General features: G+C 70.9%; 15 protein-coding genes. 7 read left to right on the forward strand and 8 right to left on the reverse strand.

Going from position 1 to position 16,382, the window contains the following annotated elements; translation table 11 throughout:
* Positions 1-57 precede the first annotated feature (57 nt).
* Entirely contained in the window at positions 58-765 is a 708-nt protein-coding gene (locus tag ACV7NM_RS17995; protein ID WP_463411219.1) for a DedA family protein, read from the forward strand.
* Positions 766-834: 69 nt separating this feature from the next.
* Here the strand turns inward: ACV7NM_RS17995 and ACV7NM_RS18000 are convergent, their stop codons facing one another.
* Positions 835-2,475, reverse strand: a complete 1,641-nt coding sequence (locus ACV7NM_RS18000) for a threonine/serine exporter family protein (protein WP_463411220.1) — start codon at positions 2,473-2,475, stop codon at positions 835-837.
* A 242-nt stretch (positions 2,476-2,717) separates the two neighbouring features.
* Positions 2,718-3,212 (reverse strand): inorganic diphosphatase, encoded by a 495-nt coding sequence (locus ACV7NM_RS18005; protein WP_030031597.1) that lies wholly within the window; start codon positions 3,210-3,212, stop codon positions 2,718-2,720.
* 164 nt (positions 3,213-3,376) lie between these two features.
* Here ACV7NM_RS18005 and dacB point away from each other — a divergent pair, with 164 nt between their 5' ends.
* From dacB to folE, 6 genes are all read left to right on the forward strand, one after another.
* Positions 3,377-4,831, forward strand: coding sequence for a D-alanyl-D-alanine carboxypeptidase/D-alanyl-D-alanine endopeptidase (dacB, locus tag ACV7NM_RS18010; protein WP_463411221.1), 1,455 nt, complete (start codon positions 3,377-3,379; stop codon positions 4,829-4,831).
* Between the two features lie 50 nt (positions 4,832-4,881).
* Complete coding sequence (locus ACV7NM_RS18015) at positions 4,882-6,045, forward strand: zinc-dependent metalloprotease (protein WP_463411222.1); 1,164 nt, start codon at positions 4,882-4,884, stop codon at positions 6,043-6,045.
* Between the two features lie 290 nt (positions 6,046-6,335).
* Positions 6,336-7,463 (forward strand): tRNA lysidine(34) synthetase TilS, encoded by a 1,128-nt coding sequence (gene tilS / locus ACV7NM_RS18020; RefSeq protein ID WP_463411223.1) that lies wholly within the window; start codon positions 6,336-6,338, stop codon positions 7,461-7,463.
* Between the two features lie 69 nt (positions 7,464-7,532).
* Positions 7,533-8,093 (forward strand): hypoxanthine phosphoribosyltransferase, encoded by a 561-nt coding sequence (hpt, locus tag ACV7NM_RS18025; protein WP_136216392.1) that lies wholly within the window; start codon positions 7,533-7,535, stop codon positions 8,091-8,093.
* A 236-nt stretch (positions 8,094-8,329) separates the two neighbouring features.
* Positions 8,330-10,360, forward strand: coding sequence for an ATP-dependent zinc metalloprotease FtsH (gene ftsH, locus ACV7NM_RS18030; RefSeq protein ID WP_463411224.1), 2,031 nt, complete (start codon positions 8,330-8,332; stop codon positions 10,358-10,360).
* A 112-nt stretch (positions 10,361-10,472) separates the two neighbouring features.
* Complete coding sequence (folE, locus tag ACV7NM_RS18035; protein WP_463411225.1) at positions 10,473-11,081, forward strand: GTP cyclohydrolase I FolE; 609 nt, start codon at positions 10,473-10,475, stop codon at positions 11,079-11,081.
* 184 nt (positions 11,082-11,265) lie between these two features.
* Here folE and ACV7NM_RS18040 read toward each other — a convergent pair whose 3' ends face one another.
* The 6 genes from ACV7NM_RS18040 to ACV7NM_RS18065 form a co-directional block, all read right to left on the reverse strand.
* Positions 11,266-11,754 carry a DUF3180 domain-containing protein gene (locus tag ACV7NM_RS18040; protein ID WP_463411226.1) on the reverse strand — a complete coding sequence of 163 codons (489 nt, stop codon included), beginning with the start codon at positions 11,752-11,754 and terminating at the stop codon, positions 11,266-11,268.
* Positions 11,755-11,807: 53 nt separating this feature from the next.
* A complete protein-coding gene (folK, locus tag ACV7NM_RS18045) occupies positions 11,808-12,416 on the reverse strand; it encodes a 2-amino-4-hydroxy-6-hydroxymethyldihydropteridine diphosphokinase (protein ID WP_463411227.1) in 609 nt (202 codons plus the stop codon).
* The gene (gene folB, locus ACV7NM_RS18050; RefSeq protein WP_136216387.1) at positions 12,413-12,772 is read right to left on the reverse strand and encodes a dihydroneopterin aldolase; all 360 of its coding nucleotides are present in this window, start codon (positions 12,770-12,772) and stop codon (positions 12,413-12,415) included. The genes folK and folB overlap by 4 nt, the downstream gene beginning before the upstream one ends.
* Positions 12,773-12,902: 130 nt before the next feature.
* Entirely contained in the window at positions 12,903-13,346 is a 444-nt protein-coding gene (locus ACV7NM_RS18055) for a nuclear transport factor 2 family protein (protein ID WP_136216386.1), read from the reverse strand.
* A 28-nt stretch (positions 13,347-13,374) separates the two neighbouring features.
* Positions 13,375-14,244: a dihydropteroate synthase gene (gene folP, locus ACV7NM_RS18060; RefSeq protein ID WP_463411228.1), complete on the reverse strand. Its 870-nt coding sequence runs from the start codon at positions 14,242-14,244 to the stop codon at positions 13,375-13,377.
* A 139-nt stretch (positions 14,245-14,383) separates the two neighbouring features.
* Complete coding sequence (locus ACV7NM_RS18065; protein ID WP_463411229.1) at positions 14,384-16,237, reverse strand: phosphatidylglycerol lysyltransferase domain-containing protein; 1,854 nt, start codon at positions 16,235-16,237, stop codon at positions 14,384-14,386.
* Positions 16,238-16,382: the final 145 nt, after the last annotated feature.

Here is a 16,382-nt window from a genome sequence, read left to right on the forward strand (position 1 = left end):
CACCCGTGTCGCGCGCCGCGAAGCGGACATCCCCCGATCCAGGAGAGCCCGGAACTCGTGTACACGCTTGCGCTCGGCCCTGAGTGGCTGTCCCCGGAGTATCTGATCGGGCAGTTCGGCCTGATCGGCACCCTGGCCGTCGTCTTCGCGGAATCGGGTCTCTTCGCGTTCCTGCCCGGCGACTCCCTGCTGTTCACGGCGGGCCTGTTCACCGCGAGCGGTGACATCAGCCAGCCGCTGTGGCTGGTCTGCACGCTGATCGTGGCGGCGGCGATCCTCGGTGATCAGGTGGGTTTCCTGATCGGCAAGTTCTTCGGCCCCAAGCTGTTCAGCCGGCCCAACTCCAGGCTGTTCAAGCGGGAGAACCTCGACGCCGCGCACGACTTCATGGACAAGCACGGCCCCAAGGCCATCGTGCTCGCCCGTTTCGTGCCGATCATCCGTACGTTCGCCCCGATGGTCGCGGGCGCGGGCGCGATGAAGTACCGCACCTTCTTGCTGTTCAACGTCATCGGCGGTATCGGCTGGGGCGCGGGCGTGACCGTGCTCGGCTACAACCTGGGCCGGTTCGACGTCATCAAGAACAACATCGAGACGATCTTCATCGGCATCGTCCTCATCTCGGTGATCCCGGTGATCTTCGAGGTGCTCAAGGCGCGCAAGCACAAGAAGACCGCGGCCGCCGAGCCCCCCGCCGCGGTGGGCCACCAGCGCTCGGCCGACCCCCAGGTCTCGGCCCCGCGGGGCCGCCACGCCAAGCGCTGACCCGCTTCCTTACGTACGGCGCCCCGGAGGGCACGAACCTCCGGGGCGCCGCCGCGTGTGCCGACGGCGTCAGAAACCGCGGGTCCGCTTCGCCGCCCGGCGGGTGGCGGCGCTCGCGGCGCCCGGGATGCGCATGAACAGCCGTGAGGTCTCGGACCCCAGGTTGACGCCGATCGCGATGGCCAGCGCGATGGCGGCGGCGTTCACGAGTGAGGCGAGGCCTTCGTTCAGCCGGTTCTCGGCGATCAGCAGCAGCCCGTAGTACGTCGCCGAGCCCGGCAGCAGCGGGCCGATGGCCGCCGTCGTGTAGGGCAGCGCGGAGGCGAAGCGGTAACGGGAGAAGAGCTGCCCGAACAGGCCCACGAGCCCGGCCGCGATGGCGGTGGACGGCACCGGCGGGATCTCGCCCGCGTAGTGCAGGGCTCCGAAGGTCACCCAGGCGACCGCGCCGTTCAGGGTCACGATCCACACGGTGGAGCGTTCCTGCTGGAGCAGGATCGCGAACGTGAACACCAGCACCATCGAGGCCGCGATCTGGATCAGCGGCCGCTGCGTGATCAGCAGGACCTCGTCCGGATTCGGCTTGGCGTTCAGCTGGAGGCCGATGTACAGCATCACCAGCACGCCCATGATGATCCCGATGAAGAGGTACATGACCTCCAGCAGGCGGGCGGAGGCGGTGATGTAGAAGCCGGTCAGGCCGTCCTGCACGGCCGCGACCAGTGCCCGCCCCGGCAGCAGCGCGAAGAGGCCGCCGGTGATCACCGCGGAGGCGCGTACGTCGATCTCGGCCAGCTTCAGCGCCACGCCGATCGCGGCGGGCGGCATCGCGGCCACCACGAACTGGTAGAACTCCGGCAGTCCGCGCCCGGCGCAGAGCCACGCCAGCCGGTCGCCCAGTACCGCGCCGATGGCGGCGGCGACGAAGACGAGCACACCACCGCCGACCAGGGTCGAGGCCGCTCCGGCGAGCAGCCCGGCGGCGGCCGTCAGTACCCAGCCCGGGTACGGGTGCCGGTTGCGACGGATCTCCGCGAGGCGCCGGTAGGCCTCCTCGAGCGACACCTCGATCTCATGGGCGCTGATGTCGTCCACCAACCGGTAGACGGCCGCGAGTCGGGTGTAGTCGGTGCCGCGGCGGCGTACGGTCCGGCTCGCCGAGACCGGGTCGTCGACCAGGGAGGGTTGGTGGGTGATGGACAGGAGGGTGAAGGTGACCGTGGGCTCGCAACGGTCCAACCCGTAGCTGCGGGCCACGGCGAACATGGCGGCCTCCACGTCCTCGGCCCCCTCACCGCCCGCGAGGAGCAGCTCGCCGATGCGCAGGGTGAGGTCGAGTACGCGGCCCACGGCGGGCCCCGCCTCGCTCTGCTTCTGTACCGGCTCGGGGACGGGTCGCACGTCCACCGGCATGCGCAGCATGGTGCGCATGCGGTCCTGCCACGGCGACTCCGGCATGCTGGACACGGGGAAGCCGTGGGCGGGGGTGTACGCGGGCGGGGAGTGCCGGCCGCTGTAGGTGGCCGGAGGGGCGAAAGCGGAACGCTCGGGCTCGGCGGTCTGCGCGGCCATGCCGTCGGGGACCGCGAACTCCGAGGTGGGCTGGTCGTCGTCCGGTGCGTCGGTCCCCGTCCCGGGCGGCCGGGCGAACGCGCTGTGCGCCTCGTCCGAGGTGGGCTTCTTGTCCTCTGCCCGGTCGGCTTCCGCCACGCGTCCTCCAGTCAGTGATCACCAGCGGTATCAGTATGCGGAATCGTTTCCTCCCCGGCGAAAGCGGAACCCCGCGGGACGGGCACGACAGCCCTGAAGGACGGTCGCGACAGCCCCGCGGGACGGGATACGACAGCCCCGCGCGCGGATACGACAACGGGCGGCGCCCCCCTCAGGGGACGCCGCCCGCGGTGTCACAGGGGCGGCGGGACGTCCCGCTCACCCACGACCGAGCGCAGTGCTCAGTGGTGGCCGCCCTGGGCCTCCAGGCGCTTGTACGAGGCCTCGATCTCGGCCTCTGCCTCGGCGCGGCCCACCCAGTTGGCGCCCTCGACCGACTTGCCCGGCTCCAGGTCCTTGTAGACCTCGAAGAAGTGCTGGATCTCCAGGCGGTCGAACTCGGAGACGTGGTGGATGTCGCGCAGGTGCTCCACGCGCGGGTCGGAGGCCGGCACGCACAGCAGCTTGTCGTCGCCGCCCGCCTCGTCCGTCATGCGGAACATGCCGATCGCGCGGCACTTGATCAGGCAGCCCGGGAAGGTCGGCTCGTCCAGGATGACCAGGGCGTCCAGCGGGTCGCCGTCCTCGCCCAGGGTGTTCTCGACGAATCCGTAGTCCGCCGGGTAGCTGGTGGAGGTGAACAGGCGACGGTCCAGACGGATCCGGCCGGTCTCGTGGTCCACCTCGTACTTGTTCCGCGAACCCTTGGGGATCTCGATGGTGACGTCGAACTCCACGTCCTGCTCCTCCATGATCAGCTTCATTGCTTCGAAGACTGCGTTGATTCACCTGCGTGCGCGTCCGGCCCGGCCCCTGCGGGTGGGCTGCCATGCTCGCGGCAAGACGCAATGGTTAAGTGTCCCTCACGCATAAGTGTGATCGCGAAAGGGGCTGGTCCGAGGTGCCTCTGGTCAAGACGTGGCAGCTCATCGCGGGGTCGGCCGTGGCCGGCCTCGCCCTGTCGGCCGTGACGGTGACCGCCGCGGGTCCGTGGGACTCCGGCCAGCGTAAGGCCGAGCGGGACAGGGCCGCCTCCTGGAGCCTCACGGGTGGCGCAGATCACGCGGCGGGATCGCTTCCGCAGCCCGCCCCGAGCGCGCCCTGGGTGCTCTCCGCCATCGGTTCGGGCACTCCGCACAAGGCCGGAGCGTCGAGTTCCGGTGGATTGGCGGCGGCGCTGGAGCCCCTGCTGGCCGATCCGGCTCTGGGGAGTCTCCGTACCGCCTCCGTCGTGGATGCGGCGACCGGCGAGGTGCTCTACGAATCAGGGTCGCGCGAAGCCATGACCCCCGCCTCCACCGTCAAGATCGCCACCGCCTCGGCCGCGCTGGCCGCCCTCGGACCCGAGTACCGCATCCGCACCACGGTCGTCCGCGGCGCAGACCCCGGGCAGGTCGTCCTGGTCGGCGGCGGCGACCCCTCGCTCACCGCGAAGAAGAAGAACCCCGCCGGGTCCGGGGGCAGCCTCGTCGCCCTCGCCGCGGACACCGCCCAGGCGCTCAAGGCCGCCGGCACCGACTCCGTGGCGCTCGGCTACGACGACTTCCTCTACACCGGCCCGGTCCGCCACCCCATCGGCGAGAACGACAACCTCGCCCCCGTCACCGCCCTGATGGCCGACGAGGGCAGACCCGGGGGCACCTCCCAGGCCACGGGCTCCGGGGGCGACAGCAGCTCGGGCCCCGTCGAGCGGAGCAAGGACCCCGCCCAGGACACCGCCCGAGCCTTCGCCGCCCTGCTGAAGGAACGCGGCATCAAGGTCACCGCCGACCCCGCGAGAGCCCAGGCGCCCGGGGGCGCCCAGCCGCTGGCCACCACCTTGTCCACCCCGCTCGGCGGCCTCGTCGAGCGGATGCTGACCAACAGCGACAACGACATCGCGGAGGCCCTCGCCCGCCAGACGGCCCTGGCCGCCGGGCAGCCCGCGAGCTTCGAGGGCGCCGAGAAGGCCGTCACCGACAAGCTCGCCTCCCTCGGCGTCGACACCGCCGGGACCCGTTTCGCCGACGGCAGCGGACTCAACCGCGCCGACAAGGTCAGCAGCGGCCTGCTCACCGGCCTCCTCGTCCGGGCCGCCGACCCGCGGCGCCCCGAGCTGCGGCCGGTCCTCACCGGCCTCCCGGTCGCCGGGTTCACCGGCACCCTGCGCACCCGCAACGCCGGCGCCTCCCAGGCCGCGGGCCTGGTGAGGGCCAAGACGGGCACCCTGACCGGGGTCAACTCGCTCGCCGGGACCGTCGTCACGCCCTCCGGACGGCTGGTCGCCTTCGCCTTCCTGAGCGCGAACGGACCCGACGGCCCGACGGCCGAACGCGGGTTGGACAAGCTGGCGGCCGCGGTGGCCGCGACACCCTAGCCGAGGTCGGGGGGATCCCGCGGAGGGGCCGGTCCACGTACGGTTGACGCATGACGAGCATCGGTGGTGCGGAGATGGTCGACTGGAACCTCGCGGTGGCGACCGCGACCCGGCTGGTCCGGCCCGGCCCGGAGGTCAGCCGGGACGAGGCCCGGGCCGTGGTGGCGGAGCTGCGCGGGCACGCCAAGACCTCGGAACGGCACGTGCGCGACTTCACCCGGATGATGGGCGCCCTGCCCGAGGGGACCACCGTCCACGACACGCCCGTCCTGGTCGTCGACCGGGCCGGCTGGGTAAGGGCCAATGTGGCCGGCTTTCGGGAACTGCTGGCCCCGCTGCTCGGCAAGATGCGCGAGCGCCGCGACAACACCTCGGGCGGCGCCGTGCTCGGCGCGTTCGGCGGCAAGGTCACCGGCGTCGAACTGGGCATGTTGCTCAGCTTCCTGGCCTCCCGGGTGCTCGGCCAGTACGAGACCTTCGCGCCGCCGACGCTCGATCTCCCGGGCTCGGCCCAGGGCGGCGGCCGGCTGCTGCTCGTCGCCCCGAACATCGTGCACCTGGAGCGGGAGCTGGCGGTGGACCCGCACGACTTCCGGCTGTGGGTCTGCCTGCACGAGGAGACACACCGTACGCAGTTCACGGCCGTCCCGTGGCTGCGCGCCCACCTGGAGGGCGAAATCCAGACGTTCCTCGGAGCCACCGAGTTGGACCCGATGACCGTGCTGGAGCGGCTCCGTGAGGCCGCCCAGACCTTCGCCGGCGCCCGCCCCGACTCCGAGCGGGGCGACGAGGGCCGCTCCCTGGTCGACCTCGTGCAGACCCCCGAGCAGCGCGAGGTGCTCGCCCGGCTCACCGCGGTGATGTCGCTGCTGGAGGGCCACGCCGACTTCGTGATGGACGGCGTGGGTCCCGAGGTGGTGCCCTCGGTGGCCGAGATCCGGGAGAAGTTCCAGCAGCGCCGGGCCAGCGGCGCGGGCCGCCTCGACGCCGCGCTGCGCAAGATGCTGGGCCTGGACGCGAAGATGCGCCAGTACCGCGACGGCGAGCGGTTCGTCCGCGCCGTCGTCGGTGAGGTCGGGATGGAGGGCTTCAACCGCGTCTGGACCTCCCCGAACACGCTGCCCACCAAGGCGGAGATCGCCAAGCCCGCGGACTGGGTGGCCCGCGTCCACCGCAAGGGGAGCGAGGGGCGCGACGGGAGCGAAGGGGCGTGAATCCGGGCGCGGCGCGGGGCGTGTTCCCGCGTCGGGCAGGTGTGAACTTGTCTCGTTGGGGGAAGCAGCATCACCCTTCCGAGGGACCGTGCGCCGTGGAAGGGCGTGCGATGCTCAGGGAACGGCTCGGTTCTGTCACCATCGACGCACTCTGAGTGACAACCGGAGTGACAACCGGAATCCCGGGGGCGCCCTCGCCGGAACCCCCGCCGATACCGGACACACCGCCGACACCCCTGCGCACCACCCCACGCCTCCGAGGCATCCGAACTCCACGAAGGGCACCGGACATGGGTCCCCATCCTGCGGTCGCGGCGATACGCCTGGCGGTCCGCCGCGTACTCCACGACGTCCTGACCGATCTGACCGATCTGACCGATCCGACCGACCTCGGCGACCGGAGCGTGAGCGGCGTTCCCGCCCACGGCCCCACCGGCCGTCACACCGCGGCCCGCCGGAACCCGTCCGGTGCGACCCCGGCCACCGCGAACGGCGTCCCGCCGCTCGTCCTCGTCGCGTGCTCGGGCGGCGCCGACTCCATGGCGCTCGCCTCCGCCCTCGCCTTCGAGGCCCCCAAGCTCGGCGTCCGGGCCGGTGGGGTCACCGTCGACCACGGCCTCCAGGTCGGCTCCGACCTGCGCGCCGCCGAGGTCGTCTCCCGCATGACCGCGCTCCGCCTTGACCCGGTGGAGTCCGTCGCCGTGCGCGTCGGCCGTGACGGCGGACCCGAGGCCGCCGCGCGCGATGCCCGCTACGCCGCCCTGGACGAGGCGGCGGACCGGCTCGGGGCCGTCGCCGTGCTGCTCGGCCACACGCGTGACGATCAAGCCGAAACCGTCCTGCTGGGCCTGGCCCGCGGCTCCGGCATCCGATCGCTCTCCGGAATGGCGGAAGTGTCCGGCGGCCCCGGCCGCGGCCACCGCTACCGGCGCCCCTTCCTCCAGATCGACCGGCAGACCGCCCGCAAGGCCTGCATGGTCCAGTCCCTCCCCGTCTGGGACGACCCGCACAACATCGACCCCGCCTACACCCGCTCCCGGCTGCGCCACGAGGGACTGCCCGCCCTGGAGAAGGCGCTCGGCAAGGGGGTCGTCGAGGCGCTCGCCCGTACCGCCCAGCTGTCCCGCGACGACGCCGACGCCCTGGACGCCTGGGCCGCCGACGCGGAGACCCGCGTACGCGACGAGGACGGCCGCCTGGAGTGCGCCAAGCTCTACGCCCTGCCCCCGGCCGTCCGCCGCCGGGTCCTGCGCCGGGCCGTGGTCGCCGCCGGGTCTCCCGCGGGCTCGCTCTTCGCCCGTCACATCGAGGAAGTGGACCGTCTCATCACCGGATGGCGCGGTCAGGGCGCCATCAACCTGCCCGGCCGGGTCGAGGCCCAGCGGCAGGGTGGCAGACTTGTCATTCGGCAGGGCTGATTGGTGCTGAAACGCGGCTGAGTCCTCCGGGGGCACTCACCTCCGGAGTCCCGGCCGACGACGAAAGTGATGCGGGTGGACGAGAAGGACATGGGCGACGACCTCCAGTCGGTGCTCATCACCAAGGAAGAGATCGACGCGAAGCTGGCCGAGCTGGCCGCGAAGATCGACGCGGAGTACGCGGGCAAGGACCTGCTCATCGTCGGTGTGCTCAAGGGCGCCGTGATGGTGATGGCGGACCTGGCGCGCGCCTTGTCCACCCCGCTCACCATGGACTGGATGGCGGTGTCCTCCTACGGCGCCGGGACCCAGTCCTCCGGTGTGGTGCGCATCCTCAAGGACCTGGACACCGACATCAAGGGCAAGCACGTCCTGATCGTCGAGGACATCATCGACTCGGGCCTGACCCTGTCGTGGCTGCTGTCGAACCTGGGCTCCCGCGAGCCGGCCTCGCTCGAGGTCGTCACGCTGCTGCGCAAGCCCGACGCGGCGAAGGTCGCCATCGACGTCCGGTGGGTCGGCTTCGACATCCCCAACGAGTTCGTGGTCGGCTACGGCCTCGACTACGCGGAGAAGTACCGCAACCTGCCGTTCGTCGGCACGCTCGCCCCGCACGTCTACGGCGGCTGACCGGCCGCACGGGCCGTGGGGCGAGTCCCGCGGCCACCCCGGGGAACCTCGGCGAAACCCGCGGCCCCGGGGAACCTGGCGGCGCTTCCCGCCGTTGGACCAGGGGAAGACGGGTCTGTCAGCCGTCCCACGAGGCCGCGGGTGACAATTCAGGGGTACATTCCGAAGAACAGTCTTTACTCACAGCAGCATTTACCTACGGGCAGGAGGGACGGGGTGCCTAGCGCCCCGTATGGATGGACGTGAAGCGATACTTCCGTGGGCCGGTCATGTGGATCGTGCTGGCCGTCCTCGCCGTGGTCGTGTTGATGAACGTCGTCGGCTCCGGCGGCGGCTACAAGTCGGTGGAGACCAGCGAGGTCATCAAGGCGATCAACAGTGGCCAGGTGCAGAGCGCCAAGCTCACCACCGGTGACAGCCAGATGATCAAGATCGAGCTGAAGAAGGACCAGAAGCTCGGCAACAACGACGGCACCAAGTTCCAGGCCAACTACATCGGGGACCAGGGCGTTCAGCTCGCCCAGAACCTCCAGACCAAGTACGAAGCCGGTCAGATCACCGACGGGTACACCGTCTCGCCGGACAAGACCAGCCCGTTCCTGAGCGTGCTGTTCTCGCTGCTCCCGTTCGTCCTCATCGTCGTCGTCTTCCTGTTCCTGATGAATCAGATGCAGGGCGGTGGCTCCCGGGTGATGAACTTCGGGAAGTCCAAGGCCAAGCTGATCACCAAGGACACGCCGAAGACGACCTTCTCCGATGTCGCGGGCGCGGACGAGGCCGTCGAGGAGCTCCACGAGATCAAGGAGTTCCTCCAGGAGCCGGCGAAGTTCCAGGCCGTCGGCGCCAAGATCCCCAAGGGTGTGCTGCTCTACGGGCCGCCCGGCACCGGCAAGACCCTGCTCGCGCGTGCCGTCGCGGGCGAGGCCGGTGTTCCCTTCTACTCGATCTCCGGCTCCGACTTCGTCGAGATGTTCGTCGGTGTCGGCGCCTCGCGCGTCCGTGACCTGTTCGAGCAGGCCAAGGCCAACGCGCCGGCGATCGTCTTCGTCGACGAGATCGACGCCGTCGGCCGGCACCGCGGTGCGGGTCTCGGCGGCGGTCACGACGAGCGCGAGCAGACCCTCAACCAGCTGCTGGTCGAGATGGACGGCTTCGACGTGAAGGGCGGCGTCATCCTGATCGCCGCCACGAACCGTCCCGACATCCTCGACCCGGCGCTGCTGCGCCCGGGCCGCTTCGACCGGCAGATCGCGGTCGACCGCCCGGACATGCAGGGCCGTCTGGAGATCCTCAAGGTCCACCAGAAGGGCAAGCCGGTCGCGCCGGACGTCGACCTCTCGGCCGTCGCCCGCCGCACCCCCGGCTTCACCGGTGCCGATCTCTCCAACGTTTTGAACGAGGCCGCGCTGCTCACGGCCCGCTCGAACAAGAAGCTGATCGACAACCACATGCTGGACGAGGCGATCGACCGCGTCGTGGCGGGTCCGCAGAAGCGGACCCGGATCATGTCGGACCGGGAAAAGAAGATCACCGCGTACCACGAGGGCGGCCACGCCCTGGTCGCGGCGGCCTCCCCGAACTCCGACCCGGTCCACAAGATCACGATCCTCTCCCGAGGCCGGGCCCTGGGTTACACCATGGTCCTGCCCGACGAGGACAAGTACTCGACCACGCGCAACGAGATGCTCGACCAGCTCGCGTACATGCTGGGTGGGCGCGCGGCCGAGGAGCTGGTCTTCCACGACCCGACCACGGGCGCGGCGAACGACATCGAGAAGGCCACGGCCACCGCGCGGGCCATGGTCACCCAGTACGGCATGACCGAGCGGCTGGGCGCGATCAAGTTCGGCGGCGACAACACCGAGCCGTTCCTGGGCCGCGAGATGTCGCACCCGCGGGACTACTCGGAAGAGGTCGCGGCGCTGGTCGACGAAGAGGTCAAGAAGCTCATCGAGACCGCGCACAACGAGGCTTGGGAGATCCTGGTCGAGAACCGGGACGTCCTGGACAACCTCGTGCTCGCGCTGTTGGAGAAGGAGACGCTGGGCAAGGAGGAGATCGCGGAGATCTTCTCCACGATCGTGAAGCGTCCGGCCCGTCCGGCGTGGACCGGTTCCGCCCGCCGTACCCCCTCCACCCGTCCGCCGGTGCTCTCTCCCAAGGAGCTCCAGCTGACGAACTCGGCGAACGGCGCCTCGGCGTCGAGCTCGCCGGCGGTGTCGGTGGAGAAGGCCCCCGAGGCCTCTCCGGAAGACCGCACGGAGTAACCGCGGGGCCCGACCGGCCCCGGAATGCATGCCGCGCCCCCCAGGTTCTAGCCTGGGGGGCGCGGCACTTTCACCTGCCCGCGAGCGCTGTGCACACAGGAACGAGGAAGACATGACCGACCCAGTGACCCTGACCGGTGGCGAGGGCACGATCGGCGCGTTCGACGAGAAGCGCGCCGAGGCGGCCGTGCGCGAGCTCCTGATCGCGGTGGGCGAGGACCCGGACCGCGAGGGTCTGCTGGAGACTCCGGCGCGGGTGGCGCGCTCCTACAGGGAGATATTCGCCGGCCTGTGGCAGAAGCCGGAGGAGGTCCTGACGACGACGTTCGACCTGGGCCACGACGAGATGGTCCTGGTGAAGGACATCGAGGTGATGAGCTCCTGCGAGCACCACCTGGTGCCCTTCCACGGTGTCGCGCACGTCGGCTACATCCCGTCGACGGACGGCAAGATCACGGGCCTGTCGAAGCTCGCCCGCCTGGTGGACGTGTACGCCCGCCGTCCGCAGGTGCAGGAGCGGCTGACGACGCAGGTCGCGGACTCCCTCATGGAGATCCTGGAGCCGCGTGGCGTCATCGTTGTCATCGAGTGCGAGCACATGTGCATGACGATGCGCGGTGTCCGCAAGCCCGGCGCGAAGACCATCACCTCGGCGGTCCGCGGCCAGCTCCGCGACCCCGCGACCCGCAACGAGGCCATGAGCCTCATCATGGCCCGCTGACCCGGCGCCGCTGACACCGCTGAGCGCTGCCGCTGACCGTCGGCCGATTCCGGACCCGTCCGAGAGCGCTGAGCGAGGACGCGCGGCGCGCCCCGGAGAAGCCGCTCACGGGTGACGGGCCGGTGGCGCGCGGCCCGCGGGCTCGGCCGGGCCCCGCGCACTGGGCGGGGTCCGCCGGGGTGCGTCAGGCGCGGGCCGAGGAGTGGGGGGTGGTGTCGTCGTCCTCGGGGAGTTTGAGGACGTGCTCCAGGAACAGGGCGGCCGCGATGACCGCCGCGCCCGCCAGGACGGAGCCGCCCGCGTACCAGGCCTGATCGCGCCGGGCGGGCACGTCGAGGGAGTCGGTCAGCAGGAACACGCCGACGCCCCCGTACATACCGGCCACCAGGGCCGCGACCAGGGCGCTGGCCTGCCCGAACACCACCGCGCGGGCCGCCATCAGGGGCTCGACCCCCTTGGCGCCCGGTCGGCGCTCGCGCTGCGCCTTCAGACGGGTGCGCATCGACAGCCCCGTCGCGAAGAGGATCACCGCGATCACGGCGAGGACGACGGGTGCGGCCAGGGGGACGCCCGGCAGGGTGCCGTACGCGTTCCAGAGCCGGGCGCCCGCCCAGGACAGCACTCCGGCGACCACGAAGATGCCCGCCAGGACCGCCGGCCTCAGTTGCTTCACGTGCCCGTTCCCCGCTTTCTGAGCCGTTTCGTCAGCAGTGAACAGGCTAACGACTACTCGGGCAGGTGGAGTTCCAGGTCCGGGCGCGGCGCGACACCGCTCAGGCCGATTCCGGCCAGCAGCGCGGAGATCTCCCCGTGACCCGCGAGCCGTGCCTCGGGGTCGATGTCGTGCCAGGGGGCGAGCACGAAGGCCCGCTGGTGGGCGCGGGGGTGAGGAAGGGTGAGGACGGGGTCTTCGGAGACCACGTCGGCGTACGCCACGATGTCGACGTCGATCGTGCGCGGCCCCCAGCGCTCCTCGCGGACGCGGTCGAAGGCCTCTTCGATGGCGTGCCCGCGCTCCAGCAGGGAGGAGGGGGGCAGGGTGGTCTTCAGGGTGATGACCGCGTTGAGGTACGAGGGCTGCGAGCCGGGCGCGACGCCCCAGGGCTCGGTCTCGTACACGGGGGAGACGGCCTTGACCCGTAGGCCCGGGGTGTCACCGAGGGCGTCGATGGCGCCCTGGAGGGTCTCCAGCCGGTTGCCGAGGTTCGCGCCCAGTGCGATGACGGCCCATTTCGGGTTGGACAGGGTCGTGTCCGCCGCGTCGACCGTCTCCACCACCGACGCCGGCACGGGCTGGACGGTGGGGTCGCTCTGGGCGTTGAGTCCGTTGTTCATGCGCGGCTCCGGGTGATCGTGATGGTCACGTCGTCGAAGGGGACGGTGATCGGCGCGTCCGGCTTGTGGACGACGACCTCGACCTGCGCCACCGCTTCGTGCTTGAGGCACTGCTGGGCGATCCGCTCGGCGAGGGTCTCGATCAGGTCGACCGGCTCTCCCTGGACCACGTCGACGACTTCCTCGGCCACCACTCCGTAGTGCACGGTCTTGGCCAGGTCGTCGTCGGCCGCCGCGGGACGGGCGTCGATGTGCAGCACCAAGTCGACGATGAAGGTCTGGCCTTCCTCGCGTTCCCGGGGGAAGACGCCGTGGTGCCCGCGAGCCTTGAGGCCGCGCAGCGCGACACGATCCACGCGAATCACTCCTGTTTCGTAGGTGCTTCCGGTCCCGGGACTCCCCGGGGCCATGGGCCTACGCCGAGTGCGGTCGGCGTCGTCCACCTTCGAATTTACCTGCGATAAACCTCCGGCCCCGCCCATGGGGTCAGTCGGTGTCCCCTTCGTCCTCATCTTCGGAGTCCGTAAGCACCGGTGAACCGTGGTGGGACCACAGGCGCCAGCCCTCGGATGTGCGTCGGAACACATTCGTGGCGACGACCAGCTGACCGACCAGTGGGCCCAGCTCCCCGCTGTCCTCCGCCGGCCCCCCGCTGAGGATGTTCTCGGTGCAGGTGACCAGGGCCGTGTCGCCGAGGACGGCCACCTTGGTGTCGGTGAGGAAGAACTGGATGTACTCCGTGTGGGACATGATCAGGGCGTACGAGCGCAGCACCTCGCCGCGCCCGGAGAGCACCGGCCAGCCGGGGTGCACGCAGGAGATCTCGTCCTCGAGCCAGAGCGCCGACAGTGCGTCGAAGTCCCCCTGCTCCATGGCCTCGTAGAAGGCGGTGTTGATCTCTTCGACGGCCTCGATGTCGGTACGGCTCACCGTGCCCCTTCCCGGTAGGTCTGACGGATCACAGTGCCCCTTCCACGGCGCGGGCCACCCGAACCGCGTCGGCGGTCGCGCGTACCTCGTGTACCCGTACCGCCCAGGCGCCATCGTGGGCGGCGATCGCGGACACGGCGGCCGTGGCGGCGTCCCGTTCCCGGGCGGGCGGCGGGGCGGCGCCGGCCCCCGCCAGGACCCGTCCGAGGAAACGCTTCCGCGAGGCGGCGACCAACAGCGGGAAGCCCAGCTCACGCAACTCGCGCAGGTGGGCTACGAGGGCCAGGTCGTGCTCGGCGTTCTTCGCGAAGCCCAGGCCGGGGTCGACCACGAGCCGCTCGGGCGCGATGCCCCCGGCGATGACGGCGTCGATGCGGTCCCGCAGCTCGGCGGTGACCTCGGCGACGACGTCCTCGTAGACGGCGAGGCTGTTCATGCCGGCGCTGAACCCGCGCCAGTGCATGACCACGAACGGCACTTCCGCTGCGGCCACCGCCGGGATCATGCCGGGGTCGGCGAGCCCGCCGCTCACGTCGTTGACCAGCCGCGCACCGGCGGCGACGGCCTGCGCCGCGACCTCGGCGCGCATGGTGTCGACGGAGACGACGACCCCCTCGGCGGCCAGGCCGCGCACCACGGGGACGACGCGGCGCAGCTCTTCCTCGGCGTCGACGCGGGTGGCGCCGGGACGGGTGGACTCACCGCCGACGTCGACGAGGTCGGCGCCCTGGGCGACCAGGTCCAGGCCGCGCTTGACGGCGGTGGTGGTGTCGAACCAGCGGCCGCCGTCGGAGAAGGAGTCGGGGGTGACGTTCACGACGCCCATGACCCCGCAGCGGTCCCACTCCGGCAGGCCTGTCACCCGGCCCCTGGCCGTGGCCCCGTGGTTGGTGTTCATAGCTCAAGGGTAGGGCCCGGGCCCGGGCCGGCCGGTGGCCGGGACCGGCCGGCCACCGGCCTCGTACACGGGGCCTCGGCCCCGTGTACGGCGGGCGGTCGCGAGGCGGCGGGACGCCCCGTCCGGGGCGTCCCGCCGCCTACGCCGCCTGGACCTCGCGCTCGCCCGCCTGGGCCGGTACCGCCTCGCCGTGCGTGTGGGCGCAGGGGCGGACCGGCTTGGGCCGGCGGCGGCTCTCGAAGAGCCGGGGCAGGGCCAGGGTCACGAAGCCCTCGGCCTGCATCACGGCGAAACCGATGCGCGGCAGGTCGCGGGTGTGCCGGTAGACCATGAAGCGCGGCTCCCAGCGGGGGCGGAACTTCTCGTTGAACTTGTACAGCGACTCGATCTGGAACCAGCGGGACAGGAAGACCAGCAGGCCGCGCCACATCCGCAGCACCGGTCCCGCACCGATCTTCTCGCCGCGGGCGAGGGCCGCGCGGAACATCGCGAAGTTCAGCGAGACCTTCTCGATGCCGAGCTCCGGGCAGGCCCCGAGGGCGGCGACGATCAGCAGCTCGTTCATGCCGGGGTCGGCGGCGCGGTCACGGCGCATCAGCTCCAGCGACATGCCGTCCTTGCCCCACGGCACGAAGTGCAAGATGGCCTTGAGGTCACCGAAGGGGCTGGTGTCGCCCTCTTCGACGCGGTGCGCGGTGGCGATGAAGCAGTCCCCGTCGCCCGGGTCGCCGACCCGGCCCAGCGCCATGGAGAAGCCGCGCTCGGTGTCGGTGCCGCGCCAGGCCTCGGCGGCGCCCCGGACCTGCTCCAGCTCCTCCTCGGTCAGCTCGCTGACCCGGCGGACCTTGGTGGTGTAGCCGTTGCGCTCGATGCGCTTCACCATCTGCCGGACGTTGCGCATGGCGCGTCCGGCGAGGGAGAAGTCTTTGACGTCGACGATCGCCTCGTCACCGAGTTCCAGGGCGTCCAGTCCCGTTTCGCGGGTCCAGACCTCGCCGCCGGTCTCGCTGCAGCCCACGACGGCCGGGGTCCACGAGTGGGCCTTGGCCTCCTCCATGAACCGCTCGATGGCGCCGGGCCAGGCCTCGACGTCGCCGACCGGGTCACCGGAGGCGAGCATCACGCCGGAGACGACGCGGTAGGTGACGGCGGCCTTGCCACTGGGGGAGAAGACGACGGCCTTGTCCCGGCGCAGAGCGAAGTGGCCGAGGGAGTCGCGGCCACCGTGCTTGGTCAGGAGCTCACGCAGCTTGGCCTCGTCGTCGGCGGTGAGCCGGGCCGCCGGGTGCTCCGGGCGGAAGGCCAGGTAGACGGTGGTGACGGCGGTCAGCATGCCGAGTGCGCCGAGGGAGTAGCCGACGGTCCAGGAGACCCGGCCCGAGTAGGCGACCGGGCCCTCGAAGCCGAAGAGCCCGTAGACCACGTGAGTGATCTGCTCGTACAGGCCCGGGTTGCCGACGACCTTGTTCGGGTGGACGTTGACGATGACCAGGCCGAGACCGATGGAACCGGCGCTCATCAGTACGAAGTTGGCCAGCGCCTTCCAGCGGCTGCGCGGGTCCGGCAGCGCCTTGAATTCACTCTGGTGGCGCAGCAGCAGGGCGAGGAGCACCGCCGCGATGACCACTCCGAGGAAGGAGTGCCGGTATGTGAATTGCGCCACGGCGCCCGCGGGCAGCAGGATGACCGCGGCCCGCCAGGCACGCCGCTTGCGCCGCTTGAGGCCGTGGGCCAGCAGCAGGATCAGTACGCCGGCGCTGATGGAGAGCGCGGCGGCGAACGGACCCAGGGAGCCGGGCAGCACCTCGGTGAACGAGTGGAACCGGCTGTGCCGGAATCGCGGGAAGACGCCCGCCGCGATGTCCAGAAGGCCGACGATCATGACGGCCGTACCTACCAGGCCGGGCACCGACTCCGGCTTGGGTCCGCGGAAGATTCGGCGGACCGCCTTCGGAACCTGTCCCGACTTATCGCCATCTATCCTGCTAGACATCGCTTCCCGTTGCTCTGCGAGAGATCATATGGCCGAAGGCCGTGACAGCCTCCGGAGTGTGGTGCGTCCCCTAGGACGACATCGAGGGCGAGCGGGTTCACTCTTGCGTCGAGAAAAAACCAGCCCTGCCACCAGAAAGTCGACT

It is taken from the genome of Streptomyces sp. Tek67B01, assembly GCF_055231995.1.